This is a genomic window from Martelella lutilitoris (genome assembly GCF_005924265.1).
Classification (GTDB): domain Bacteria; phylum Pseudomonadota; class Alphaproteobacteria; order Rhizobiales; family Rhizobiaceae; genus Martelella; species Martelella lutilitoris.
Map to the genome: position 1 here is coordinate 55972 of NZ_VCLB01000012.1, position 24773 is coordinate 80744.

Genomic DNA, 24773 nt, shown 5'->3' on the forward strand with positions numbered 1-24773 from the left:
CCGGGCTTTCGCCTGCATCTTTCTAGTTCGGGTCGAAACTCTGTCCGGAAACGCAGGCGATCTGGGCGGCATTCGGCTGGGTCGGGAGCAGGGCATAGGCGGTGCGCTCGTCGCGGCTCTCGCAGATCGGCCGTTCGATGGTGGAAAAGCCCTTATCAGTCAGGCAGCGGTTGATGACGCGGTTTCGAAGCTTCTCATTGGTGTCGTAGCTGTAACTGGACACGGGCGTCGTGTACCCGCCGACCTCACCGCAGACGGTTGTGTTGCCATCGGTGTTGCAGTCGATGAAGCCGGGCACGCTGTAGCCGCCGGAAACCTCGGTCACCATGTTCTGCGGCACTTCCCTGAGCGCCTGGATGAAGCACTGGTCATAGGCCTGCTGGCGCTCGGCGCGGGTGCTGCCTTCCTTGTAGAGCACGTCGATCGGCCCGCTTTGGCAGCCGGCCAGCACCGCGAGCATGGCGAAAGACAAAAGCCCCTTTGTGTTCATACCCGTACCCTCCCGAAGTTTGTTCCACGCAAGATTGCGGCAGCCGGACACCCTGTCAAGGCGATAACCGCCTCAGCCGCCCATGATATAGCGCGTGCCGATATCGGTGATGAGAAGCGCTGTGATCGCCGAAGCGATGATGGCGGCGGCCGTCGGCAGTGCCTTCTCGTTCATCAGCAGATAGACGATACGGATCTCGACGAGAAAGGCGGCGAGCACAACGGCCTGGAAGACGAGCAGCAGCACGCTTGCAAGCGGCTGCAGGCCGGTTGCGATCAAAACGATCGACAGCGCGGCGAAGATATTGACCGGAAGGCTCATCCAGTTCGTGGCGACCACGATCTTCAGGAAGGAGCGGGGCATGCCGGAGACCATGCAGACGAGCCCGAGCACCACGATCGGCCCCATCCAGCCGAGCCCCTGGACAAGCGCGCTTCTCAGGATTTCCCTGGCGCCGACGGTAATGGTCTGGGGAACGAGAACGGAGAGGCTGACGATCTCGCTTCCGACCATGAAGGGGAAGGAAAAGGCAAGCGCCCAGAACGAACGCGCAAGCCCGCGTTCGGTAAAATCCAGATAGCGCGTATGGGCGGGGTTGCCCTTGATCAGCAGCCACAGGCCGCGCATGTAGAACAGGATTTCACCGGGCGTCGGCAAGGGCGAACCACCTTTCGATGAAATGGCTGTAGATTTCGGTCAGCTTTTCCAGGTCCGCGACCGGCACATGCTCGTCGACCTTGTGCATGGTCTGGCCGACAAGGCCGAACTCGACGACCGGGCAGTAATCCTTGATGAAGCGCGCGTCCGATGTGCCGCCGGTGGTTGAAAGTTTCGGCCGCCTGCCGGTCACCGCCTCGACGGCGGCGGCAAGGCTGCCGGAAAGACGCTCGTTACGGGTGAGAAACACAGGGCTGACGCGGCCCAGCCATTCGAGCGAAAACCGGGCGGGATCGCGTCCGGGCCTCAACTGCTCGTCCATGGCCGCGCGGTTCAGCCGGGCTTGAAGCTCGTTCTTCAGCGTCTCCTCGCTCCACAGGTCGTTGAAGCGGATGTTGAAGGTGGCCGAGGCGCTTTCGGGGATGACATTGGTGGCCGTGTTGCCGGTATCGACCGAGGTCACTTCCAGGTTGGATGGCGGAAAGAGGTCAGTGCCGTGGTCGAGCGGCTCGCCCATCAGGGCGTCCAGCATCGCCGTCATGGCGCGAAGCGGGTTGTCGGCGAGGTGCGGATAGGCGACGTGGCCCTGCGTGCCGGTCACCATCAGCCTGCCCGTCAGCGATCCCCGGCGACCGACCTTGATCATGTCGCCGAGCGTATCGGGATTGGTGGGCTCGCCGACGAGGGCGGCATCCCAGCGTTCGCCGCGCGACGTTGCCCATTCGAGCAGCTTTTCCGTGCCGTTGATGCCGGGGCCCTCCTCGTCGCCGGTGATCAGCAGCGAGACGGAACCGGGCAGCGTCCGGCCTTGTTCGAGGAGGCGGGCAAGGGCCGCGATGAAGCAGGCGATGCCGCCCTTCATGTCCACCGTTCCGCGCCCGAACAAAAGCCCGTCCGCGATTTCCGCAGCAAAGGGGGGATGGCGCCAGGAGGCCTCGTTGCCGGGCGGCACGACATCCGTGTGTCCGGCGAACATCAGATGCGGGCCGGTTGTCCCAAGCCGGGCATAAAGGTTCTCGACATCCGGCGTGCCGTCCGTATGGCCGGTCATCCGCTCGACCGCAAAGCCGAGCGGCGCAAGCATCACCTCCAGCGCCGACAACGCCCCGCCTTCTTCCGGCGTAACGGACGGGCAGCGGACAAGCGTTTGCAGCACGGAAACGGGATCGGTGACGGTCATAGGGAAATATCTAGATGTTTTTTCGGCCGTTGCGAGGGCTTGGGAAGCACCGCCGGGCAATTTCCGGCAGGGCTTCGTCCTTTTCTGCCGCTATCAGTCGCGCAGAAGCTCATTGATGCCGGTCTTGGAACGGGTGCGCTCGTCGACGCGCTTGACGATGACGGCGCAGTAGAGGCCCGGTCCCGGCGCGCCGTTGCCCATGGGCTTGGCGGCGGGCAGCGTGCCGGCGACGACGACCGAATAGGGCGGGATTTCGCCATAGGTGATCTCGCCGGTGGCGCGGTCGACGATCTTGGTCGACTTGCCGATATAAACGCCCATGCCGAGAACCGAGCCCTCGCGCACGATGCAGCCCTCGACCACTTCCGAGCGCGCGCCGATAAAGCAATTGTCCTCGATGATGGTCGGGCCGGCCTGCATCGGTTCCAGCACGCCGCCGATGCCGACGCCGCCGGAGAGGTGGACATTCTTGCCGATCTGGGCGCAGGAGCCGACGGTGGCCCAGGTGTCGACCATCGTGCCCTCATCGACATGGGCGCCGAGATTGACGAAGGAGGGCATCAGCACCACGCCGGGCGCAATATAGGCAGAGCGGCGCACCACGGCGTTGGGCACGGCGCGGAAACCGGCGGCGCGGAACTGGTTGTCGCCCCAGCCTTCGAATTTGGACGGCACCTTGTCCCACCAGGTGGCTTCGCCCGGGCCGCCCTTGACCACTTCCATGTCGTTGAGGCGGAAAGACAGGAGAACCGCCTTCTTCAGCCACTGGTTGACCTTCCAGGCGCCGTGTTCCTGGCGCTCGGCAACGCGTGCCTCACCGCTGTCCAGCAGGTTGAGCGCATCCTCGACCGCTTCGCGCACTTCGCCCTTGGTCGAAACGGAGATTTCGGCGCGGTTTTCAAATGCGGTCTCGATGGTTTTTTCAAGCGATGCGTGGTCGGTCATGTGGTCGTCCTTGTCAATGTCGCGTCTGATCGGCGCGGAAGAATCCGTCAAGCGTCTGGCTGTCCCTCTGCTCTAGGCGAGGCGGGCCAGTGCGTCAATCTTTGCCGACGGCTTTGAGGCGTATGAGCGAAAACGCAAATGCCCCCGCGAAAACGCGAGGGCATGCCGATGATGCGCATCGGACGCGACCGATGGAGACGGTCTGGAGAAGGGGGCCGGATGCCTACCAGCGCATCGGGCGATCCGGCAGGTCGTCCACGGTGATCACCATGTCGCCGTTGCGGTCCATGCGGGCAAACATCTTCGCCGACAAGGCGGCGAATTCCTCCTGCGAGATCTGGCCGCTGCGATCGCTGTCGGCGCGGATGAAGAAGACGCGCTGCATGTCGCCGCGATGATGGCCGTTCCATTCGCTCCGGCGACGTTCGCCATCGGGGCCCATCCGGCGGGACCCGTCGTCCCGCATCGCCATGCGCGGCTTATAGCCCTGGCGGCTGTCGTCATCTTGATCCCTGGCCATCGCGGCGCGCTTTTCTTGGCTCTCGGGGCGGGGATTGGTCTTTCGGAATTCGGCGATCTTCGCCTTGCGGTAATCGGCAAATTCGCCGGGCGTGATCACGCCGTCGCCATTGACGTCGATCGTCGCGAAGCGCCCGTCCTGGAAGGCGGCGACCTCCTCCTCGGTGATCTTTCCGTTCTTGTCGGCGTCGGCAGTCTTCAAGAGGAAGATATAGCCGCGTTCGACGGGGGCGGGCCCGCGCATATCGCGCGCAATGCTCGGCATGGCGGTTGCGCCGAAGGCCAGTGTCGTTGCGAGCGCGGTCAGGGTGAGATGCTTGACGGTCATGGCTCAAATCCTCGTTTTGCCGTGATGACAAGACGAAGGTAAGCGAGCGCCGCCGTCAGGACGACTTAATTATCCGCAAGGTAGCTGAATTATCGGTAATTCATATTCCGTTCACCAAAGACATCCAGCACGGCGCCGACAAAGCCGGCGAGATCCTCTGTGACGTAATCGATATGGGCGGTTTCATCGTCCAGGCGTTCGAAGGCCTCGGCGAAACCGTATTCGAGATTGGGCGGCACGATCAGCACGGTCCTCATGCCGAGCGTCTTCGGCTCCCGCAGATTGCGCGGCAGGTCCTCGAACATGGCGGCATGGTCCGTATCCACCCCGGAGCGGCGGAGGAATTTCGCATAGGCATCGGCCTCGGGCTTGGGCGTGAAGCCGGCCGCCACAATGTCGAAGATATCGTCGAAGTGGTCGAGGATGCCGAGCGCCTCGGCGGTTTTTTGGGCATGCGGCACGGAGCCGTTGGTGAAGATGAACTTGCGTCCCGGCAGCGCCTTGATCGCCGCACCCAGAACCGGGTTCGGCTCGAGCACGGAATAGTCGATCTCGTGCGCCTTTTCGAGAAAGTCGTTGGGGTCGATATCGTGATTGATCATCAGCCCCTGAAGCGTCGTGCCGTGGTCGCGGTAATAGCTCTTCTGCAGCACGCGCGCTTCGTCTTCCGGCAGTGACAGGAGGCTCGACACATAGGCCGTCATGTTGCGGTCGACCTGGGCAAAGAGGTCGACATGATGCGGGTAGAGCGTGTTGTCGAGGTCGAAGACCCAGTCACGGATCGTCTCGAAATCGGCGGCTTCGGGATGTGTTCTGGTCATGGACCTGCTTATGGCAGAGCCGGCGCGGGAAGGGAACTGATTTCCGTCAAGACCGGACCGGCCTGCTTCCGGGGCGGGCGAGACTGTGCTAAGCAGAAGCCATGAAAACCGGACCGATCAGCTTTTCGCCTTGCGGCGCGATCATCCTGCAGGACAGAAAGCGCCTGCCGGCCCGGTTTTTCGCGAATTTCTGCAAGACCGCCTGCGGCAGGCTTCCAGCGAGCGTGAACTGACCTCCACCCCTTCGGTTTCCCGCCTCGCAAGGTCTTACTCCCATGGAACTCTGGATCGGCATCACTTTCGCCGCCGCCTTTCTGCAGAACATGCGCTCCACGCTTCAGAAATACCTGAAGGGGCGCATGGCCACGCTCGGCTCCACCTTCACCCGTTTCGGCTTCGGCCTGCCCTTTGCCGCGCTCTATTTCGCCTTCCTGGCCTTCGGCCTCGACCGTCCGGTGCCGGCGGCCAACGCCGACTTCGCCTTCTGGGCGCTGATCGGCGCCGTCAGCCAGATCGGCGCCACCTTCCTGCTGGTCTATCTGTTTTCCTTCCGCAATTTCGTTGTGGGAACGGCCTATTCGCGCACCGAGCCGGCGCAGGCGGCCATCCTCGCCTTCATCTTCTTCGGCGCCACCATCTCTCTTGCCGCCGTCGCCGCCATTCTCATCTCGATTGCCGGCGTCATGCTGATCTCGCTGTCACGCAACGACATGGGCTTTGGCGGGCTTATTCGCGGGCTTTTGACCCGCACGGCGCTGGTCGGCATCGCATCCGGCACGCTGTTCGGGCTTTCGGCGGTTTCCTATCGCGCGGCATCTCTGGCGCTCGCGCCAAGCCTGCCGCACTCCGACGCGATCATGCAGGCCGCCTTCACCCTGGTTATCGTCATCGCGGTGCAGACGCTTGCCATGCTTGTCTACATGCTCGCCTTCGATCGCGCCGAACTGGTGAAGGTCGCAAGGGCCTGGCGGCCGGCGCTCGCCGTCGGTTTCGTCGGCGCAACCGCATCCTTCGGCTGGTTCATCGCCATGACCCTGCAGCAGGCGGCGATCGTCAAGGCGGTGGCGCAGGTGGAAATGCTGTTCTCCTTCGCCACATCGGTCATCGTCTTCAAGGAGAAGATGACCGGGGCCGAAGCGATTGGCTGCGCGCTCGTCGTCCTCGGCGTGCTGACGCTGCTTCTGGCATAGGTCTGATTGACTTGTCTGCGGCGAGCGGCAAAGGATGGGAGAGGGGACAACCAATCCGAACGGGGACGTGAATGACGCAAGCGCCTGAGACGGAAGCGCCGGCCTATCCGGGGCGATGGCTGGCGATGTCGGTGCTGATCGCCGCGGCCTTCATGAACCTTCTCGATGCCACCATCGTCAATGTGGCGCTGCCGGTCATCGGCAAGGATCTCGACGCCCACAGTTCGTCGCTGGAATGGGTCATCGCCGGCTATGTAATGGTCTTCGCGCTCGCTCTGATGCCCTGCGGGCGGCTTGGCGACATCATCGGCAAGAAGCGGATGTTCCTGTTCGGCGTGGGTTTCTTCACCCTGGCCTCGGCCTGTTCCGGCGCCGCGCCCAATATCACGACGCTGGTGGTCGCGCGGCTCTGCCAGGGGCTGGGGGCCGCGATCATGGCGCCGCAGGTTCTGGCGCTGGCGCAGGACATGTTTGCCTCCAAGGAGCGTTCCAGCGCCTTCTCGCTGTTCGGGATCGCGAGCGGCATCGCCATCGTTTCCGGCCCGCTGATCGGCGGCTGGCTGATCGCGATCGACCTTTTCGGGCTCGAATGGCGCTCGATCTTCTACATCAACGTGCCGGTCGGCATCGCCGCCGTGATCGCCGGTCGCATCCTCATTCCCGACATCGCGTCGAGCGAACGGTCTTCGCTGGACGTCATCGGGGTGCTGATCGTCGCCGCCGCCTTCGTGCTGCTGATCTTTCCGCTGGTCGAGGCGCGACGGTTCGGCTGGCCGCTCTGGTGCTTTGCGATGATCATCGCCGCCTTTCCGGCCTTTGCCGGCTTTTACGTCTTCGAGCGGCGGCGGGAGCGACAGGGACTTTCCCAGCTTCTGCCGGTCTCGCTGATGCGCAATCACGGCTATCGGCTCGGCGGCTTCGTCGCGCTGGTGTTTTACTCGACGCCGGCCGGCCTGTTCATGACCTTCGCGCTCTTCCTGCAGCAGGGTTTTGGCTTCACCCCGCTCGAGGCGGGGCTTTCCACCGTCCCCTTTCCGCTCGGCGCCTTCCTCTCCGCCTTCACCAACAGCCGTCTCTCCGACCGCTTCCTGAAGGGGCGGATCCTTGCGGCATCGGCGATGATGGCGGCCGGTTACGTGATGCTGTTCTTTGTCGTCCTCGGGGCCGACCGGCATCTGGCCATCCTCGATTTCGCCCCGCCTCTGTTCATCTGCGGCTTTTCGCTGGGCATGACGGCCTCGCCGCTGTTCCAGACGATCCTTGCCGATGTGCCGGGCCGCGACGCGGGTTCCGCTTCCGGCGCGCTGCAGGCCATCCAGCAGGCGGGCAGCGCGCTCGGCATCGCCATTGCCAGCGCCCTGTTCTTCTCCATCATCGCCGCGCGCCAGCAGGCGGGCGCAGCGACGGCGGATGCCTATGTCGCCGGCTTTTCCGCCAGCATCGGCTACATGATCCTTGCCATGGCGACCGTCTTCGTCGCCGCGCTTTTCATGCCCGCCGTCAAGCCGTCCGGAGAAAAGCCGGAAACCGAAGGCATGATGCTCGGCTGACCGGGCGAAAGGCTGTGAATTGACATTTCCGCCGTCCTCCCCCAAGTGGTGACGGCCCCTCAACCAAGATGCGGAGATCCCATTGGCTTCCAGTCAGACGGAAACCGCGCCGAACGGCGCGACGGCGGAGCAGAACCCGGGCCGCTGGACGGCGCTCGCCGTGCTGCTGTCTGCGGTGTTCATGAACATGCTCGACGTCACCATCGTCAATGTGGCGTTGCCGTCGATCCAGGAGGGGCTGAACGCCTCCAACTCCGCAATCGAATGGATCGTCGCCGGCTATGTGCTGATGTTCGCGCTCGCGCTGCTGCCCTTCGGGCGGCTTGGCGACATTCTCGGCAAGAAGACCATGTTCATTGCCGGCGTCGCCTGTTTCACGGTGGGGTCCGCCCTTTGCGGCCTTTCGCACACAACGCTGATGCTGGTGCTCGCCCGCCTGTTCCAGGGCTTTTCGGCGGCGATGATGACGCCGCAGGTACTGGCGCTGACGACGGTGATGTTTTCGGCAAACGAGCGCGCCCGGGCCTTCAGCTTCTTCGGCATGATGGCGGGGATCGCGACCGTCAGCGGCCCGATCATCGGCGGCTTTCTGGTCGAGCACAGCCTGTTCGGCCTCGGCTGGCGGGCGATCTTCCTGATCAATTTGCCGATCGGCCTGTTCGCCATCGTCGCCGGCGCAAAGCTCGTGCCGTCAACGCCGCGTCGGGCCGATATTCGCAACGACTATCTCGGCATTTTTCTGATCGCGGTCGCCATGTTCATGCTGATCTTCCCGCTGGTGGAGGGCCGCACCTTCGGCTGGCCGCTCTGGTGCTTTGCCATGATGGTCGCCGCCCTTCCGGTGCTGATTGCCTTCGTCATGTGGGAGCGGCGGCAGAACGCCCGCAAGAAGCCGCAGCTTCTCTCGTTCCAGCTGATGAAGAATCGCAACTTCATGGTCGGCGGCTCGATGGCGCTGTTCTTCTTCTCGACGCTGCCGGGCTTCTTCCTCTGCCTCGCTGTCTTCCTGCAGGTCGGCTTCGGTTTCTCGGCGCTGAAATCGGGCATGACCACCGTGCCATTCTCGCTCGGCGTGTTCACCGCCTCGCTGATCAGCGGGCGCATCGGCCATAGCTATCTGAAACCGCGGGTGATCTTCGGCATCGCGCTCCTCGGCGTCGGCATGTTCTGGCTGAGGCTCTACGTGCTCGGCGTCGGCGACGAGGTGTCGCGCTGGGCCTTGTTCGCGCCGCTGATCGTCTCGGGTCTTGGCCTCGGCATTGCCATCGCCTCCATCTTCCAGCTCGTGCTCTCCGGCGTGCCGCACGAGGAGGCGGGCTCGGCGTCCGGCGCGCTGCAGGCCGTGCAGCAACTCGGCGGAGCCTTCGGCATCGCCATCATCAGCGGCATCTTCTTTGCCCGCCTCTCCATGACGCTTGAGGCCGGCGCCGACAACCACCCGGCCTATGTCAGCGCCTTCGCCATGGCGCTGATCTACAATCTCGTCGCCTATGTCGGCGTGATCGCGCTTGCCCTGCTTCTGCCGGCCGACCGCAAGCCGAACGCCTCCGCACCCGCCGCAAAGGAAAACGCCCCGCACATTGCCTGAGGCAGGTTGAGCGGGGCGCTGAAAGAGACGGGGAATGGGGCCGGTTACGGCACGATCAGCGTGCCGGCGCCGCCCTTGGTCAGGATTTCGAGCAGGACCGAATGCTTGACCTTGCCGTTGAGGATGACGACGCCCTCGACGCCGGCCTCGATCGCCTCGATGCAGGTTTCGACCTTGGGGATCATGCCGCCGGAAATCGTCCCGTCGAGGATCAGCTTGCGCGCCTCGGCAACCGAAAGCTCCTTGATCAGCTCGCCGCTCTTGTCGAGCACGCCGGGCACATCCGTCAGGAACAGAAGGCGCGTCGCGCGAAGCGCGCCCGCGATCGCGCCGGCGAAGGTGTCGGCATTGATGTTGTAGGTATGGCCGTCATTGCCGGGGGCGACGGGGGCAATTACCGGGATCATCTCGGACTTGGCGAGAAGATCGAGCAGCGTGGTGTCCACCGTGTCGACCTCGCCGACGAAGCCCAGATCGAGAATGCGCTCGATGTTGGAATCGGGGTCGATGACGGTCTTCTTCGCCTTTTCGGCGAAGACCATATTGCCGTCCTTGCCGCAAAGGCCGATCGCCCATTCGCCGGTCTGGTTGATCAGCGCCACGATTTCCTTGTTGATCGAACCGGCCAGCACCATCTCGACGATCTCCACGGTCGCCTGGTCGGTGACGCGAAGCCCGCCCTCGAACTTCGATTCGATGCCCATGCGCTTCAGCATGTTGCCGATCTGCGGGCCGCCGCCATGCACGACGATCGGGTTGACGCCCGACTGTTTCAGAAGCGCGATGTCGCTGGCGAAGGCCTGGCCGAGTTCCGCATCGCCCATGGCGTGACCGCCATATTTCACGACGATGGTCTTGTTCTCGTATTTCTGCATATAGGGCAGCGCCTGCACCAGCAGACGTGCCTGAACTTCGCTTTCCGACAATGACATGGATTACCCCGGGTGCTTTGATCCTCGCGGCCTTTTAGCGCATCCGCGCGTCTTAGTGAATATTGCGCTGCCAAGTATTGCGCGGGGTCAGGTCGCCACTGTCTCCTGGATCGCCTGCCTGAGGTCGTCGAGCCCGGCATTCTTTTCGGAGGAGGTGGCGATCAGCCCGGGGAAGGCTGCGGGACGCTTGCGGATCTTCTCGGCTGTGGCGGCGAGGAGCTTCTCGACCGCCGGCGGCTTGATCTTGTCGGACTTGGTCAGCACGATCTGGTAGGAAACCGCGGCCTTGTCGAGCAGGTCGAGCACCTCCTCGTCATTCTTCTTGACGCCGTGGCGGGCGTCGATCAGCACATAGACGCGCTTCAGCGTGGCGCGGCCGCGCAGATAGTCGAAGACGAGCTTGGTCCACTGGTCGACCTGTTGCTTTGGCGCCTGGGCATAGCCATAGCCGGGCATGTCGACAAGCGCCATCGGCGGCAGGTCCTCGCCTGAACCGGAATAGCCGTCGGGAACGAAATAGTTGAGCTCCTGGGTGCGGCCCGGCGTGTTGGACGTCCGCGCCAGACCTTTCTGGGCGAGAAGCGCGTTGATCAGCGAGGACTTGCCGACATTGGAGCGCCCGGCAAAGGCGACTTCGGGCGGGCCTTCCGGCGGCAGGAACTTCATCGACGGCACGCCGCGGATGAAGATCCACGGACGGGCGAACAGGGCGGCGTCTTTGTCGATCGGCTGGTTCATAGCGTTTGTCTACCACGAAAGAAAAAGCCCGGCCAAGCGCCGGGCAGGAGCGTTGCCGGGGCTTTCCGGCAACGCGCTGTCTTGATTGTCATCCCCTGATGCGGGAACGAGCAGGTGACTATTCCGACGGGGCCGGCTTCTTCTTGCGGAACATGCCTTTCAGATTGTCGAACAGTTCGATCTTGACGCCGTGGCGCTTCATGATGATCGACTGCTGCAGGATCGAGAGCGAGTTGTTCCAGGCGTAGTAGATCACCAGACCGGCCGGGAATTTCGCCAGCATGAAGGTGAAGACCACCGGCATCCAGTTGAAGATCATCGCCTGCGTCTTGTCGGGCGGCGTCGGGTTCATGCGCATCTGCATCCACATGGTGATGCCCATGATGATTGGCCAGGCGCCGATATGCAGGACCGGCGGCACGGCGAAGGGCAGGAGCCCGAAGAGGTTGAAGATGCTGGTCGGGTCGGGCGCGGAAAGGTCCTGGATCCAGCCGAAGAACGGCGCGTGCCGCATTTCGATGGTGACGTAGAGCACCTTGTAGAGCGCGAAGAAGATCGGAATCTGCAACAGCACCGGCCAGCAGCCGGCCACCGGATTGATCTTCTCCTTCTTGTACAGCTCCATCATGGCCTTCTGCAGGCCCATGCGGTCGTCGCCATACTGCTCCTTCAGCTCGGTCATCTTCGGCTGCATGCGCTTCATGTTGGCCATGGAGGCATACTGCTTGGAGGCGAGCGGGAAGAACAGGAGCTTGATGATGACGGTCGTGATCAGGATCGCGACGCCGAAATTGCCGACCTGGTGATAGATGAAGTCCATCAGCTGGAACAGCGGCTTGGTGATGAACCACAGCCAGCCCCAGTCGATCATGCGGTCGAACAGGGGAATATTGTACTGCTTCTGGTACTGGGTCAGAATGTTGGTGACCTTGGCGCCGGCAAACACCATGGTCTTCAGTTCCGCGGTCTTGCCGGCGGCAATCGTCAGCGGCTGATTGTCGGAATAGTCCGCCTGGTAGCGCGCCCGGCCATCGTCGAAATGCGAGAAGCGGACATCGTAATTCATGTCGGACTGGGGGATGATCGCGGTGCCCCAGTACTTGTCGGTGACGCCGAACCAGCCGCCGTTCGAGCCGGTATAGGTCTCGTCTTCCTTGGCGACGTTCTTGTAGGTGTCCTCCGTGATGCCGGCATCCGGCGCCATGACGCCGAGGAAACCCTCGTGCAGCACCCAGGCGGACGGCTCGTCCGGCAGGTTGAAGCGGGTGATGCGGCCGTAGGGATTGACGGTCACCTGCTTGTCGGAGGCGTTGGTCACCGTGTCGTCCATCGTGATCATGTAATCGTCATCGATGGAGATCGTGCGGTGGAAGGTCAGGCCGGACTCATTGGTGTAGGACAGTTCGACCGGGGTCGTAGGCGTCAGCGTGTCGCCCTTTTCCAGCGTCCAGACAGTTTGGGGTCCCGGGACCGAACCGGAGTTTTCGCCCTGGACGAAGCCAAGTTCGGCGAAGTAGCCGTTTTCGGTATCGGCGGGGCTGAACAGGGTGACGATGGGGCTCGTCGGGTCTACGGTGACGTGGTAGTCCTTGAGCTTGATGTCGTCGATGCGCGCGCCGGCAAGGTTGATGGAGCCGGAGAGCGCGGGCGTCTCGATCTTGACGCGCGGGGCGGTCGTCTGCTGGGCGCCGGCCTGGGAGAACACCGCATCGCCGCTGGCTGTGGACGAGGCGCCTGAGGCCTGGGAACCGGCGGTATTGTTCGTTGTGGCGGTCTGTTCCTGTGTCGCCTGCTGCTGTGCCGCCTGTTCCTGCGCGGCGCGCTGCTCTTCAAGGCGCGGGCCCATATACAGGAATTGCCAGGCCAGTACGACCAGGACCGTGAGCGCGATCGCAATGATAGAATTGCGGTTGTTTTCCATCTTATCTTCCTGGTGCGGACGCCTTGCGGCTCCGTCCGGTTCGGGGCGATTTCGAAATCCGTGATTCCAGCTCATCTGCGAGCATCGCGAAAGAGACGCCGAGCACCTCCCGACGGCCCACAACGACATAATCGCAACCGGGTTGCATTGCAAATGCGCCTTTGAGACGCACAGCCTCTTTCAGCCGGCGGCGCATCCTGTTGCGCTCGACGGCGTTTCCCTGCCGTTTGGTCACAGTAAAACCGACGCGGGGCCCCTCAAGGGGTTCGCGCCGGTCAAGTACTTCCAGCAGAAACAGCGGGCCTTTCCGCCGTTCGCCTTTCTGGACGGCCAGAAATTGCGGGCGGGTCTTGAGCCGCCCGACAACCATCTCGGCATTGTCGTCCGGTCCGGCCATCAGGGCTATGGGCCCTTAAGCCGAAAGGCGCTTGCGGCCGCGCGCGCGGCGGGCCTGGAGGACCTTGCGGCCGCCCTTGGTGGCCATACGGGCACGGAAGCCGTGACGGCGTTTGCGAACAAGCTTGGAAGGCTGATAGGTACGCTTGGTAGACATTTGTTTAAATACCGCGGTGTGCGGCCCTTCTTGGTGAACTGCCGAGGCAGTTGAAGCGTGTGGATGATGTTGCCGGCATGATCGCCGCCTTGCGGGGCGGGCCAAAGCTGCCGGAAACTGCGCGGCTTATAAGGGAAAGGGTCGCAAATTGTCAATCATGCCGGGCGCGCGACTTTGCAAGTGCCTCAAATATGACGGTTTTGTCCTGTTGGGGATTGGGCTATGATCCCTCGACTTCTTGAACCGGAGAACAAGCGATGCGGTGGGTAAGACCCCGTGAGACTGAGGAGGCGCCTCACGGCAAGGTCGCCGTGCCCGGTTTCCTGTCGGGCCTGTCGGGGCGCATCCTGGCGCTCACCGTGGCGATCATCATGTCCGCCGAGATCGTCTTCTTCGTGCCCTCGCTGGCCAGCATGCGGCTGAGATGGCTCGATGACCGGCTGAGCACCGCCGCCGCCGCCGCCACCGTGATCGACGGGCTGCAGCCGCAGGTTCTGCCGCGCGCGCTGCAGGACGAGACGCTGATGGCGACCGGCACCAAGGCGATCGTGCTCAGGAAGGACGGCGCCTCGCAGCTTCTCGCCATCACCGACATGCCGCCGGAAATCGCCAAGACCTATGACCTGACCGATGTCGGCCCGGTCGAGGCCGTGGTCGATGCCTTCGACGAACTGCTGTTCGGCGGCGACCGCGCCATCCGCGTCTTCGGCCATATCGGCGACAGCGACGCGATCATCGAACTGGTGATCTCGGATGACGAGCTTCGCCATGCGCTTCTCGTCTATGCCCGCAACATCTTTCTTCTGAGCATTCTCCTGTCGACGTTCACGGCGATGCTGATCTTCTTCCGGCTGAACGCCATCTTGGTGCGGCCCCTGCGACGCCAGATTGCCAACATGCAGGCCTTTTCCGATCATCCGGATCTGCCGGAGAGCGTCTATCGCCCGGAAGAGACCACGGACGAGCTGGGCATTGCCGGAAGGCATCTCGCCTCGATGCAGAGCGAGCTGCAGAAAACGCTGCGTCAGCAGAAGCGCCTGGCCGAGCTCGGTCTTGCCGTCTCCAAGATCAACCACGACATGCGCAACATCCTGGCCTCCGCCCAGCTGATGTCCGACCGGATCGCGGGGACCGATGATCCGGTGGTCCGTCGCGTCGCGCCGAAGCTGCTGCGCGCGATCGACCGGGCGGCGGCCTATTCCCGCTCGGTTCTGAGCTATGGTCAGGTCTCCGAGGCGGAGCCCAGGCGCGAGATGGTGAGCCTTTTCGGGTTGATCAACGACGTGCATGACTATCTGGAGCTTTCCGCCGACCGACCGATCGACTGGATCAACCGGGTGCCGGAGGACCTGAAGGTCGACGCCGATCCCGAGCAGCTGTTCCGGGTGGTCTTCAATCTCTGTCGCAACAGCGTGCAGGCACTGACGCAGCAGGCCCACGAGAAGCGCGATTCGCTCAATTGCCTGATTGTCTCCGCCCAGCGTCACGGCAGCGTCGTCTCGCTCTCGGTCGACGATACCGGTCCCGGCATGCCGCAAAAGGCGCGCGAGAACCTGTTTGCCGCCTTCAGGGGCGGCGTGCGCAGCGGCGGCACGGGGCTGGGCCTGGCGATCGCCCGTGAACTGGTGCTCGCCCATGGCGGCACCATCGCGCTCGTGGAAAAGGCAGGGCAGGGCACGCTGTTCCGCATCGAGATTCCCGACCGCCCGGTGGCGCTTGAGAACTGGCGCAGCGAGACAGGCGCCTGAGCCGCCCGGCTTGCCGAAGGTGCGCTATGCCTGTTTTCCACTCAGTCTCACTGAGACTCCTATCTTATTGATTTGATAAGAATAATTTCGAGAATACGAGTGGCTTCAGCGGTCTTCTCACGGCAGCAGGCGACCGGAAACAGACGTGTTTCAGAAAAATGACAGGTTTTTTCCGGAAACCGCTTGCATTCCAAATCCGAAGGCTCTAGAAGCCCATTCGCACGCCGCAGACAAGACGCGGCGCATCGCAAAGGCAAGCGCTCGTAGCTCAGCTGGATAGAGCACCAGACTACGAATCTGGGGGTCGGGAGTTCGAATCTTCCCGAGCGCGCCACTTTTACCTCTTAAAATCAGCCTCTTGCTTTTTCTGCTTTCTCGTAGGTTATTAGTCCTATTTTTCAGATAAGCATGGGGTAAGCAGCAGGATCGGTTTCGACGCAGTTCCGTGGCGGCTTGCGTCGCCAAACCCTAAATTCCCTTTGATTCAGTAAAATTGGCGCTGTCATTGCCGTCATCACTGTCATTCCCTAATCTATTCAATAGGTTGAACATGACAGCCTCGCTCAGATCGCCGTCATGCGCCTGTCAGCCACTAGGCGGCGGCCTTCGAGGCTGTCTGGGCTGCGGCTTTTTTCCCATGGACGACACAACGCTGCCGGGCCAGTGTGGTGCTGATCCGGTCCCCGTGGTGCAGGCATAACGTGTGGAAAGAACTGGAGTTTAGCCGAAACGGCCCCGAGCGTTGAGACTTTAGGCTTTGTATCCGGTCTCAGGCTGGCCCGACCGCGCGGTGCCAAATACCCGCATGGCAAGGGGCCCCGTGAAGGACCCGCGCCCCTTCTGTCAGCCGCTGTCTGGTGCGGACGATCAAAAAAGGGGACGCGGGGGAAGGCCGCCTGCGGGCGGCTATGAGTGAAGCTGCAAAGCTGGCTTCAGACCCCGGTCTCTTCGTTTGGGTGCGCAGACGAAAGTGGCCGGGTGATGATCATGCGGCCTTCTGCCGTCCGGCTGTCAGTGACGGCATAGCCTTCGCTCCGGAGCAGCGGCGCGGCCCGACGGACGAGCGTGCCGAGCGTTGCCGCTGTCGATGGCCATACCCGCATGTTCTTGATCGCCGGCGCTGCATGCTCGTTGAGAACTTCCAGGAGATGCGTGGCTGTCCCGCTGAAGCCGGTCGCACGATGCCGCTTGATGATGCGGATCAGCTCGCTGCCGAAAGGATCGTTCTCAAGCGCGACCTTGGCGGCATCGGTCCTGCTTAGAGGATAGGCTTCCAGGAACTGGCCTGGCCCCCAGCCAAAGGCCGGAGAGCAGGCTTCGATCCACTCGGCGAAGTCGGCCATTTGGCGACGCTCGACATGTTGTCGAAGGCAAGCACATGGCCGTTCTTGGCAGCAATGACCAGGTCGCGCTCGTCCTTCGAGACGGTGCGCTTCCTGCCGATCTCGGCATCGATCAGGTTGGCAAGCAGGTCGGTGACCGAACTCTTGCCGCTGCCCTGTTCGCCGCTGACGCAGAGAATAGGGGAGGGGCCTTGGGTGGCAAGAGCATTCAGCCCATGCCGTGAACATGTGTGTGGCGCGGGTCATGTGGGAACGCATCGACCGCACCCGCGACCAGCCGGTGCAGCTTTAATCCAGCATGTCGGCGTCGCGCCGCGACGAGACGCGGAATTTATGGGTGAGCGTGTGCTGGCCTGCCGGCAACCGCACCAGCAGGAACGGCACCATGGTTCTCGGCGCGCTCAGGTTGGTATGGACCCTGCGGGCCACGCCTGCGAATTTCGGATAATCGTCGAGACTGCGGATCGCCGAAAGGCCGTTGGTGCCTCTGACCGCGATGACGGCTTCTGTCTTCATGATGTCGTCGCGATCGCGGTCCTGCATCAAAAGGCGGGGCTCGACAGCGCCCGCCTCCGGCACCAGAACCTCCGCTTCCTCATACCACTGGTCGACGGCAAAGCCGCTTTCGGCGACCAAGGCCGGCCGTTCGAGCGTGAACTGATGACGGCGGACAAAGCTGCGGTCCTCGGCGACGTCGATCGTGGTTTCCACCGCCTGCGCGCCGGTGCTCCAGCCAAGCGACAGCGTCCGGCCTTCAAGCCGGCTGAAACTGTTGCTCCGTCGCATCTGCCAGTTGATGCCGCGGTCGAAGCTGAAGGCGAGAATATTGTCGCCGAAGCGGAATTCCTCGGCATATTGCAGAGCGTTGATTTCCATGCCGAAATTGGTGGAGTAGGCGAATTTGTTGTACTTGTCCGGCTGCACGTCGGCCCGTACCGGCGCGCCATAATGGATCACGCTGTGCCCTTCGATCCGCTGCGCGATCGTATTGTTCGCCGGCATCGGATAGACCTTCTCGGGGCATGGCAGCGGCTCTTCCTCCGCCTGCCAGAACGCCGAATCCTCCGGCAGGGCGAGCGGCATGAACGCCTTCATGGCCCAGTAGGGCGAGGTCGGCGAGTTGTAGTCCTCGCACATGATGAGGTTCGGATAATAATAGCCGCGGGTCATGAGACCGTCGGCGGTGAAGATCGGCTTGTCGCGCCAGCTGCGGATCTGGCGCGCCCAGATGCCCTTGATCTGGCCGGTCGACATCCCGTCCAGTTCACAGACCGCCGCCATGCCCCAGAAGGCGGCCATGGCGAAGCGGTAGATGAGCGAACGGCCGACCATCAGGCCCTCGCCCGTTTCGGCAAACCAGTGGGAAAACGGGACCATGAAGGCCGACGCCCGTTCGCGAAAGGTCTTGACCAGCGCGGGCTTCGGGTCCTTGGCGAAATGGGCGTAGATGAGCGCGTAAAAATGAATGGCGAATGCGCCGTAATGGTCGACCGGCAATGTCGGCCCGTCGCCATACCAGCCATCGCCCAGATACCAGTCGCTGACGCGCTGGATGTAGCGCGCCTGCAGCGCCTCGTCGACCAGATCCGCGCGGCCGATCTTGCGCAGGCCTTCCTGAACCAGAACGGCAAAGAACAGCCAGTTGTTGTCGACGAGGGTGACATGCTGGATGTCTTCCAGCCACCGCAGCAGATTGTCCTTCTCGCGCTCGGAAAAGGGAGCCCAGGCGGTTTCCGGCACGGCCATCAGCATGACGCCGATGGCGGCCATTTCCACGCTGTGCTGCGACGGGCTTGCGGTCGGGCCCCAGTAATCGGGGTGGTCGGGATCCGTGCCCTCGGCAAGCACGCGGCGCATCAGAGGCCACAGGCCGTTGTCGTCGCCGGCGCCGACCGTCAGGGGAATGAGGCCCCAGAGGGGGCGGGCGACGCCTTCGAGCGCGCTCGACGCCATCGGGTAGACGGCGGCGCCGTCGTCAAAGTCGACGCGCGCGCCCTGTCGTTCGATATAGCCTGCGACCGGGGCGACGAGATCCCTGACGAGGGTCTGAAAATCGGCGCGCGTGCGCATCGGATTTTCGGAGAATTTGGAATAATACGCCATTGACCTGATATCCCTGATGATCGATTTGAAAGGCCCCTTAAGCGGGACCTTGATGATGGCAGCCGAGAGACGGTCCCGGATTACATTCCGAACAGCCGCGGCAGGAACAGGCTGAGTTCGGGGATGTAGGTGATCGCCAGCAGGCCGAGGATCTGCACGAGGAAGATCGGCAGCAGCGGCCGGACGACCCGCGTGATCGACTGGCCGGTAATGCCGCAGGACACGAAAAGAACGGTTCCGACCGGCGGGGTCACGACGCCCATGCACAGGTTATAGATCATCACCACGCCGAAATGCACCGGATCGACGCCCATCGCCGTGACGACGGGATAGAGGATCGGCGTGAAGATCAGCAGTGCGGCCGACATATCCATGAAGATGCCGCCAATCAGCAGGCTGATATTGATCAGCAGCAGGATGACATATTTGCTGTCGCTGATGCCGGTCAGGAACAAGCCGATGCTGTCGGGAATGCTGGCAAAGGTCATGCTCCAGCTCATCAGCCCCGAGGCGGCGATCAGAAGCAGGATCACGCCGGAGGTGATGACCGTCTGGAGGCTGGCGCGGATCAGCTGCGTCCAGGTCAGGCTGCGGTAGAGAATGGCGAGCAGCAGGCTGTAGAAGACGGCGATGCCGGACCCTTCCACGGCCGTGAACACGCCGCCGACAATGCCGCCGATGACCACGAGTACGAGCGTGAGGCTCGGCAGGGCTTTCCACAGCGTTACCATGACCTCGGAACCCTTGTAGGGCGACTTGTCCGTCGGGTATTTGTTGCGGCGGGCATAGATATAAGCCACGACCATGACCGATAGGCCCATGATGATGCCCGGAACATAGCCGGCGAGGAAAAGGGCCACGATCGATGCGGAACCGCCGCTGATCAGCGAATAGATGATGAACGGTCCCGATGGCGGAATCAGCATGCCGGCAGGCGCCGACGCCGCGTTTACGGCGGTCGTGAACGGCATGTCGTATTTCTTCTCTTCCGCCACAGGCGCGACCATGCTGCCGATCGCCGTCGCAGCCGCGATGCCGGAGCCGGAAAGGCAGCCGAACAGCATGTTGGCAATGACATTGGCATGCCACAGATTGCCGGGAATGCGCCGGCCGATCAGCATGGCGAGGTCGATCAGGCGCCGGGCGATGCCGGCCTGGGTCATGATATTGCCCGCCAGAACGAAGCAGGGCAGCGCCAGAAAGCCGAAATTGTCGAGGCTGTTGAACAGTTTCTCGCCGCTTGTCGTGAACATGATCGACGGATCAAGCTGCAGGCTGATGGTCAGGATGCCCGAAAGCGCCAGACCGACGGCGATGGGCGTGCCGATGATCAGAAGCAGGAAAAACATGCCGAAAAGCACGATGACCGAAAACAGTTCGAGCTTTTCATCGACGAGGTATTCGTAAACCCCGGTTCCGCGAAGCCACCAGATCAACGCAATGCCGAGGGCAATGACGATGGCCGATCCCAGGATAGCGGTCAAGGAGAGGTCTCCCGCGCGCCGCAGCCGGAAGATTTCGACACATTGCGAAACCACCGTCATGACGCCGCAGGCCAGCAGAACGCTTTGCAGCGTGCCGACCGAAATGTTGATGATCGGCGCCATCATGCGGGAATTTTCGAAAATCGCGTTATAGCCGGACCAGACGAGAATGGCCCCGAACAACAGGCACAGCCAGGCATTGATCGCCTTGAGAAAGGCCGCGCGCTTCTTCGGCAGCATTTCCAGGACCAGCGGCAGGTTCAGGTGCTGGCCGCTCATGAAGCAGTAGCCCGCGCCCAGAAGGCCGAGCCAGATCAGAGCATAGCGCAAAAGGCCTTCCGTCAATGTGCTTGGCGCATTGAAGAAATAGCGGGCGACGACCTGATAGGTGATCATCGCGCTCATCGCCAGGGTCAGGGCAATCAGGACAGCGCCAAGCAGCTTCCCGAAAAGCGCATAGGCGCGCGCGAACATATGGGGCAAGGTAGAATTCGGACGTTCGTTGGTTTGCTGCATAGGACCAGTTCCCGGAACAGACCGCAGAAAGCGCTGCGGACGCTTTTCGGCCGCGACCCGAAAGGCAGATACGGGTCGCGAGGGTATGGGGGAGGCCCTGCCGGCCTCAGGACCGGACGCGCGGTGGCGGGACACCAAAGCCCGGGCGACAGGACGCGGTCCGTCGCCGACCGGGCCCTGGCAGGACGGCAGGGCATCCGGCCGAAAGCAGGATCAGAGCTGACGGTCTTCGATGGCGAAAATCGCTTCGAGCAATTCGCGCTTCTTCGGATCCTGGGCCGCTTCCTCATACATCGGCTCGACGGCCTCCATGAACGGCGTCTTGTCGATCTCGACGATGGTGACCCCGAACTTTTCGGCACCCAGCTCGGCGGAGCGGGCAAATTCGCTGTCGATGACATCGAGCGACTTGAGGCTGACCTTCATCAGCTCTTCCTTGACGATCTCCATGTCTTCCGGGCTCAGGCTCTCACGGAAATCGTCACTCACGACGACGAAATCGGTCAGTCGCGTATGCTCTGTCAGTGCGGCATATTTGGCAGCCTGGCCGTAGTTGAGGTCGTAAAGGCCGCTCAGGGAGCCGCCGGCACCATCGATCACGCCCTGCTGCAGGGCAGGGAAGACATCGCCGAAGGCCATCGGCGTGGGCACCGCGCCGAATGCCTTGTACATGTCGACATAGGTCTGGCTGGAGAGCGTGCGGATCTTCATGCCCTTCAGGTCTGCCATCGTGTTGACGGGCTTGAGCAGCGTGAGACTGCGAAACCCGTTCGAGAAGAAGCCCAGCGGAACGAAATTGTGGCTTTCGGCCGATTCGAACAGCATGTCCTGAATTTCAGCATTGCTCATCACCTCGCCATATTCCTCAAGCGTCCGGAAGACGTAGGGGAGGTTGACGACGGAAAACTCCGGAATGATGTTTTCCAGCGTTGCGCTGTTGACGAGACCAAGGTCGACGACGCCTTTCTGGATCTGCTGCAGATAGTCTTCCTGGCTGCCCAGAACGCCGTTTGCGAACACCTTGATCTTGACCCGGCCGTCCGTTCTTTCCTGAACGGCTTCGGTGAACTCGCCGATCAGGGCACCGGGGCCGACATCGGCGGTGGTGTTGGTCGCGAATTTATAGGTCTTGGCCTGCGCGCCTGAGGCCAACAGGCTTGCCGTGCAGGCCAGCGCGATCATCAGTGGACGAAATTTCATATCTCTCTCCCGTTATTGTGTCGGTATAAACGTCTTCGCTGTCATCACCAGAAAAACTGGCGATATCCCAAGGCCCGCAAAACGGCCTCGAAATAGTAGTAATCTCCATAGGGAAGCATGGCGTTCGCCAGGTTCGGCCGATCCTGTGCCCTGGCGCCGTGAACGTGGGACGCGCCGGCCGACAAGAGACCCTGCGCATCCGGATTGTTTGTCAGGTCGTGCCTTTCGCGCAGGGCAAACAGCATTTTCAGGGCGGCGGTCCTGTAGCGCTCGCCGCGTTTGCGCTCGCCGATCCGGCAAAGGACATCGGCCAGAATGAAAAGACCGGACGATGTGACGGCGCCGGCGGAGCTGTCCTTGATCCGCTCTTCGCCGGCGGGAAGCAGATAGTCCCAGTCGGGAACGTAATCGTCGCCCATCTTGTCCAGGGCATAATCGGCGAGCTTCGCGCTCAGTTCGAGAAATTCGAGATTGCCGGTGGTTTCCGCCAGTTGCGCGAAGCCGTGAATGCCCCAGGCCTGCCCGCGGCTCCAGCACGATCCGTCCGCATAGCCCTGCGCCGTGTTGCCGCCGATCGGCTGCGCTGTGGACGTATCGAAATCGAACGTGTGGAAGGTGCTGTAGTCACTGCGCACGATGTGCTTCCTGAGCGTATCGGCATGCCGGAGGGCCACATCGCGATAGGAAACAATGCAGGTTTCCTGATAAGCCCAGAGCAGCAGCGACAGGTTCTGAATGGAATCGATGATCACCTTCCCCTGAACCTTGGCTGCGTGTTCCATATTCTCGCGGCTTGCCGTCCACGCCACCAGATAGTCGCCGGCCCAGTTGAAACGGGCCTTCAGGGCGTCGGCCGCGCGCAGGGCCAGCGTCCGCGCCTGCTGGTCGCCGGTGAGCCTGTAATCGGCAACGGCGGAAAGCGAAAACAGAAAGCCAAGGTCATGGCTCAGCCACAGCGGCGTGTCGAGAATGCGTTCGAGGTGCAGATTGCGCATCCGCGCCATGTTCTTGTAGCGCTGATCGCCCGTCAGCATATGCGCGAGCCAGAGTTCGCCCACCCAGAATGAATCCGTCCAGAAATAGCCGATTTCAGGGTAGACCCAGCGGTGATCGTCCGGGCCGGCGCCGATCATCGGATTGCGCGAACCGATCCGGGGCGCATTCCGCTCGATACTGCCAAGAATGTCGGTCTTGACCGCCTCGAGATCCTGCTGGGTCTCTGCCGCCATAGGCGGGATGATCCGTCCCTCGTCGTGAACAGGAAACAAATCGTTCATTGGGCAAACTCTCCTAGACAACGCAATGTGGCGCCCCACCACGTCGCGCGGCGATGCCCTTGCCTCCTTTTGAGAGACGCCCGACAGATCTCCGCCCGCCCGAAGGCTGCTCCACCCTTGGTTCCAGCCGACCTCTCCTACGCCCGAGGCGGACAGGTGCGACGGCCGACTGTTGGGCGAAGCATGATCCCCGACGTTTTCGCAGTCAATCATAATTTTCTAATTTTTCTATATTTTCCATATTTTCGATGTAAGGCTTTGATTTTTCCATGCGCTTGTGATCAACGCACTTTTGTGTATTTCTCGAAAATCAGGGGAACGGAAAACAATGAGTGAAGCGATGGAACCGGCGCAACCAGGCAAAAACCCGCCCATGGAGGACATGTCCGAGACCGGCAGCGCGAAACCGTCCCGTTCTTCCGCGAAGCTGACAGATGTTGCCGCCGCTGCCGGCGTTTCGGTGGCCACCGCCTCGAAAGCGCTCAACAACCGCCGGGGGGTGAGCCGGCGAAACCGCGACGCCGTTTTGCGCGCGGCGCAGATGGTGGGCTATCTGGAGTATGAAAATCAGCATCCGCAGACACTGCCCTCGACGGTCACGCTGCTGACCTATGGGCGGATGGTGGGCAATGATGCCTTTTACGGCGATATCATCGACGGGATCGTAGCCGAGGCCGCCGTTCAGGGCGTGACGGTCGAAGTCTCGATCCTAGACGAAGCGCTTTCCAAGCGCGGCGAACGCTCATGGAAAGCGCTTCCGAAAGCCGCCGTCCTGATGGGCATCGACGAACCCCAGTTGCTGGAAGCGATGCGGCAGAACGGCATACCGGGGGTTCTTGTCAACGGCATCGATCCCTCGATGAATTTTCCGAGCGTCGCGCCGGACTATTATTTCGGCGGCTGGGCGGCGACCCGGCATCTGCTCGAATTGGGACACACAGAGATTCTCCATGTGACCCATGTCTACCGGATATCCATTGCGCAGCGGGAGATCGGTTTTCGCGATGCGCTGGAAGGCGCCGGAATTACCTTCGACCCGGCACGCCATCTCCTCGACCTCGGCTCCACCGATATGATCAGCATGAATGCGGGTCCTGAGATCGCAAAACACATTGCCGGCATGGAAAAGCCGCCGACAGCGCTGTTCTGCGTCTCGGATGTCGTTGCCATGAGTGCGATCCAGGCGATCCGCGACATGGGCCTTTCCGTTCCAGGCGACATTTCCGTGATCGGCTTCGACGGCCTGCCGATCGGCGCCCATGCTATGCCGTCCCTGACGACGGTCGGAATCGACCGGCGGGAACTGGGCATAGCAGCGGTCAAGCTTCTCGCCGAGCGCGCCTCGTTTCCCAACAGTCCGGCAAAACGGATCAGCATCGGCGTCGATCTGCTGCCCCGGCAGTCAACGGCGCCTGTCCGGCAGGCAGATAGTGAGATCGGCGGTGCAGGAGTCGGCCACGGAAGGTGCTGAGCCGACCGTCCGCAGGTGAAGTAAAATCCGGCCATCTATTTTCCTTCTGCAAAGAGGGCAGAAGCGACATAGGATTTCCACTGTGGATCTTTAGGTACTAGGCTGTGTGGACGGATTTGATGAGGTTGAATGCTGCAGCGATTGACACGATGGCTGAAAAGTTGCGTTTGGTTTTCTCGCAGCGCAGAGCCACCCGTTTGAAGCGCTTGAGCTTTCCTA

At 62.2% G+C, this 24773-nt stretch carries 22 protein-coding genes and 1 tRNA gene; 7 read left to right on the plus strand and 16 right to left on the minus strand.

The window, feature by feature from the left end; genetic code table 11:
* Window positions 1-22: 22 nt before the first annotated feature.
* The 6 genes from FF124_RS19720 to FF124_RS19745 all read right to left on the minus strand — a co-directional run bounded on the left by FF124_RS19720 (window position 23) and on the right by FF124_RS19745 (window position 4940).
* Window positions 23-490: a hypothetical protein gene (locus tag FF124_RS19720; protein ID WP_138750195.1), complete on the minus strand. Its 468-nt coding sequence runs from the start codon at window positions 488-490 to the stop codon at window positions 23-25.
* A 72-nt stretch (window positions 491-562) separates the two neighbouring features.
* On the minus strand, window positions 563-1147 hold the full coding sequence (locus FF124_RS19725) for a hypothetical protein (protein ID WP_138750196.1): 585 nt from the start codon (window positions 1145-1147) through the stop codon (window positions 563-565).
* Window positions 1131-2327: a succinyl-diaminopimelate desuccinylase gene (gene dapE / locus FF124_RS19730; RefSeq protein ID WP_138750197.1), complete on the minus strand. Its 1197-nt coding sequence runs from the start codon at window positions 2325-2327 to the stop codon at window positions 1131-1133. The genes FF124_RS19725 and dapE overlap by 17 nt, the downstream gene beginning before the upstream one ends.
* Before the next feature lie 93 nt (window positions 2328-2420).
* Window positions 2421-3272, minus strand: coding sequence for a 2,3,4,5-tetrahydropyridine-2,6-dicarboxylate N-succinyltransferase (dapD, locus tag FF124_RS19735; RefSeq protein WP_138750198.1), 852 nt, complete (start codon window positions 3270-3272; stop codon window positions 2421-2423).
* Window positions 3273-3495: 223 nt separating this feature from the next.
* Window positions 3496-4119, minus strand: coding sequence for an EF-hand domain-containing protein (locus tag FF124_RS19740; protein ID WP_138750199.1), 624 nt, complete (start codon window positions 4117-4119; stop codon window positions 3496-3498).
* A gap of 89 nt (window positions 4120-4208) precedes the next feature.
* Window positions 4209-4940, minus strand: a complete 732-nt coding sequence (locus FF124_RS19745) for a pyrimidine 5'-nucleotidase (protein ID WP_138750200.1) — start codon at window positions 4938-4940, stop codon at window positions 4209-4211.
* Window positions 4941-5215: 275 nt separating this feature from the next.
* On the opposite strand from FF124_RS19745, the gene FF124_RS19750 reads away from it, so the two are divergent.
* The 3 genes from FF124_RS19750 to FF124_RS19760 all read left to right on the plus strand — a co-directional run bounded on the left by FF124_RS19750 (window position 5216) and on the right by FF124_RS19760 (window position 9268).
* Window positions 5216-6130 (plus strand): EamA family transporter, encoded by a 915-nt coding sequence (locus FF124_RS19750; RefSeq protein WP_138750201.1) that lies wholly within the window; start codon window positions 5216-5218, stop codon window positions 6128-6130.
* Between the two features lie 71 nt (window positions 6131-6201).
* Complete coding sequence (locus tag FF124_RS19755; protein ID WP_138750202.1) at window positions 6202-7680, plus strand: MFS transporter; 1479 nt, start codon at window positions 6202-6204, stop codon at window positions 7678-7680.
* An 82-nt stretch (window positions 7681-7762) separates the two neighbouring features.
* A complete protein-coding gene (locus tag FF124_RS19760; protein WP_246072585.1) occupies window positions 7763-9268 on the plus strand; it encodes an MFS transporter in 1506 nt (501 codons plus the stop codon).
* Window positions 9269-9312: 44 nt separating this feature from the next.
* Here the strand turns inward: FF124_RS19760 and argB are convergent, their stop codons facing one another.
* From argB to rpmH, 5 genes are all read right to left on the minus strand, one after another.
* Window positions 9313-10200, minus strand: coding sequence for an acetylglutamate kinase (gene argB, locus FF124_RS19765; protein ID WP_138750203.1), 888 nt, complete (start codon window positions 10198-10200; stop codon window positions 9313-9315).
* A gap of 87 nt (window positions 10201-10287) precedes the next feature.
* Window positions 10288-10938, minus strand: a complete 651-nt coding sequence (gene yihA / locus FF124_RS19770; RefSeq protein WP_138750204.1) for a ribosome biogenesis GTP-binding protein YihA/YsxC — start codon at window positions 10936-10938, stop codon at window positions 10288-10290.
* A gap of 118 nt (window positions 10939-11056) precedes the next feature.
* On the minus strand, window positions 11057-12859 hold the full coding sequence (yidC, locus tag FF124_RS19775) for a membrane protein insertase YidC (RefSeq protein WP_138750205.1): 1803 nt from the start codon (window positions 12857-12859) through the stop codon (window positions 11057-11059).
* A 1-nt stretch (window position 12860) separates the two neighbouring features.
* Window positions 12861-13256, minus strand: coding sequence for a ribonuclease P protein component (rnpA, locus tag FF124_RS19780; protein ID WP_138750206.1), 396 nt, complete (start codon window positions 13254-13256; stop codon window positions 12861-12863).
* 15 nt (window positions 13257-13271) lie between these two features.
* Window positions 13272-13412, minus strand: a complete 141-nt coding sequence (rpmH, locus tag FF124_RS19785) for a 50S ribosomal protein L34 (protein ID WP_024708326.1) — start codon at window positions 13410-13412, stop codon at window positions 13272-13274.
* A gap of 257 nt (window positions 13413-13669) precedes the next feature.
* Here rpmH and FF124_RS19790 point away from each other — a divergent pair, with 257 nt between their 5' ends.
* Window positions 13670-15160, plus strand: coding sequence for a sensor histidine kinase (locus FF124_RS19790; protein ID WP_138750207.1), 1491 nt, complete (start codon window positions 13670-13672; stop codon window positions 15158-15160).
* 257 nt (window positions 15161-15417) lie between these two features.
* Window positions 15418-15494, plus strand: a tRNA-Arg gene (locus FF124_RS19795).
* Window positions 15495-16092: 598 nt separating this feature from the next.
* Here the strand turns inward: FF124_RS19795 and FF124_RS19800 are convergent.
* Window positions 16093-16503: a hypothetical protein gene (locus FF124_RS19800; protein ID WP_138750208.1), complete on the minus strand. Its 411-nt coding sequence runs from the start codon at window positions 16501-16503 to the stop codon at window positions 16093-16095.
* A gap of 35 nt (window positions 16504-16538) precedes the next feature.
* Between FF124_RS19800 and FF124_RS19805 the strand changes: the two genes are divergently transcribed.
* A complete protein-coding gene (locus FF124_RS19805) occupies window positions 16539-16727 on the plus strand; it encodes a hypothetical protein (protein ID WP_138750209.1) in 189 nt (62 codons plus the stop codon).
* Window positions 16728-16791: 64 nt separating this feature from the next.
* Here the strand turns inward: FF124_RS19805 and FF124_RS19810 are convergent, their stop codons facing one another.
* The 4 genes from FF124_RS19810 to FF124_RS19825 all read right to left on the minus strand — a co-directional run bounded on the left by FF124_RS19810 (window position 16792) and on the right by FF124_RS19825 (window position 23083).
* On the minus strand, window positions 16792-18606 hold the full coding sequence (locus FF124_RS19810; protein WP_138750210.1) for a DUF2264 domain-containing protein: 1815 nt from the start codon (window positions 18604-18606) through the stop codon (window positions 16792-16794).
* Between the two features lie 80 nt (window positions 18607-18686).
* A complete protein-coding gene (locus FF124_RS19815) occupies window positions 18687-20564 on the minus strand; it encodes a TRAP transporter large permease (protein ID WP_246072592.1) in 1878 nt (625 codons plus the stop codon).
* Between the two features lie 255 nt (window positions 20565-20819).
* The gene (gene dctP, locus FF124_RS19820) at window positions 20820-21806 is read right to left on the minus strand and encodes a TRAP transporter substrate-binding protein DctP (RefSeq protein WP_138750212.1); all 987 of its coding nucleotides are present in this window, start codon (window positions 21804-21806) and stop codon (window positions 20820-20822) included.
* Between the two features lie 44 nt (window positions 21807-21850).
* A complete protein-coding gene (locus tag FF124_RS19825; protein ID WP_210237513.1) occupies window positions 21851-23083 on the minus strand; it encodes a YyaL domain-containing protein in 1233 nt (410 codons plus the stop codon).
* Between the two features lie 328 nt (window positions 23084-23411).
* On the opposite strand from FF124_RS19825, the gene FF124_RS19830 reads away from it, so the two are divergent.
* Entirely contained in the window at window positions 23412-24554 is a 1143-nt protein-coding gene (locus FF124_RS19830; protein ID WP_138750213.1) for a LacI family DNA-binding transcriptional regulator, read from the plus strand.
* Window positions 24555-24773 lie beyond the last annotated feature (219 nt).

Bases quoted from the DNA above. Each gene is read 5' to 3' on its own strand.
- FF124_RS19720 (WP_138750195.1), bottom strand. From the start codon at position 490: ATGAACACAAAGGGGCTTTTGTCTTTCGCCATGCTCGCGGTGCTGGCC.
- dapE (WP_138750197.1), bottom strand. From the start codon at position 2,327: ATGACCGTCACCGATCCCGTTTCCGTGCTGCAAACGCTTGTCCGCTGC.
- dapD (WP_138750198.1), bottom strand. From the start codon at position 3,272: ATGACCGACCACGCATCGCTTGAAAAAACCATCGAGACCGCATTTGAA.
- FF124_RS19740 (WP_138750199.1), bottom strand. From the start codon at position 4,119: ATGACCGTCAAGCATCTCACCCTGACCGCGCTCGCAACGACACTGGCC.
- FF124_RS19745 (WP_138750200.1), bottom strand. From the start codon at position 4,940: ATGACCAGAACACATCCCGAAGCCGCCGATTTCGAGACGATCCGTGAC.
- FF124_RS19750 (WP_138750201.1), top strand. From the start codon at position 5,216: ATGGAACTCTGGATCGGCATCACTTTCGCCGCCGCCTTTCTGCAGAAC.
- FF124_RS19755 (WP_138750202.1), top strand. From the start codon at position 6,202: ATGACGCAAGCGCCTGAGACGGAAGCGCCGGCCTATCCGGGGCGATGG.
- argB (WP_138750203.1), bottom strand. From the start codon at position 10,200: ATGTCATTGTCGGAAAGCGAAGTTCAGGCACGTCTGCTGGTGCAGGCG.
- yihA (WP_138750204.1), bottom strand. From the start codon at position 10,938: ATGAACCAGCCGATCGACAAAGACGCCGCCCTGTTCGCCCGTCCGTGG.
- yidC (WP_138750205.1), bottom strand. From the start codon at position 12,859: ATGGAAAACAACCGCAATTCTATCATTGCGATCGCGCTCACGGTCCTG.
- rnpA (WP_138750206.1), bottom strand. From the start codon at position 13,256: ATGGCCGGACCGGACGACAATGCCGAGATGGTTGTCGGGCGGCTCAAG.
- rpmH (WP_024708326.1), bottom strand. From the start codon at position 13,412: ATGTCTACCAAGCGTACCTATCAGCCTTCCAAGCTTGTTCGCAAACGC.
- FF124_RS19790 (WP_138750207.1), top strand. From the start codon at position 13,670: ATGCGGTGGGTAAGACCCCGTGAGACTGAGGAGGCGCCTCACGGCAAG.
- FF124_RS19800 (WP_138750208.1), bottom strand. From the start codon at position 16,503: ATGGCCGACTTCGCCGAGTGGATCGAAGCCTGCTCTCCGGCCTTTGGC.
- FF124_RS19805 (WP_138750209.1), top strand. From the start codon at position 16,539: ATGGCCGTTCTTGGCAGCAATGACCAGGTCGCGCTCGTCCTTCGAGAC.
- FF124_RS19810 (WP_138750210.1), bottom strand. From the start codon at position 18,606: ATGGCGTATTATTCCAAATTCTCCGAAAATCCGATGCGCACGCGCGCC.
- FF124_RS19815 (WP_246072592.1), bottom strand. From the start codon at position 20,564: ATGTTCGCGCGCGCCTATGCGCTTTTCGGGAAGCTGCTTGGCGCTGTC.
- dctP (WP_138750212.1), bottom strand. From the start codon at position 21,806: ATGAAATTTCGTCCACTGATGATCGCGCTGGCCTGCACGGCAAGCCTG.
- FF124_RS19825 (WP_210237513.1), bottom strand. From the start codon at position 23,083: ATGAACGATTTGTTTCCTGTTCACGACGAGGGACGGATCATCCCGCCT.
- FF124_RS19830 (WP_138750213.1), top strand. From the start codon at position 23,412: ATGAGTGAAGCGATGGAACCGGCGCAACCAGGCAAAAACCCGCCCATG.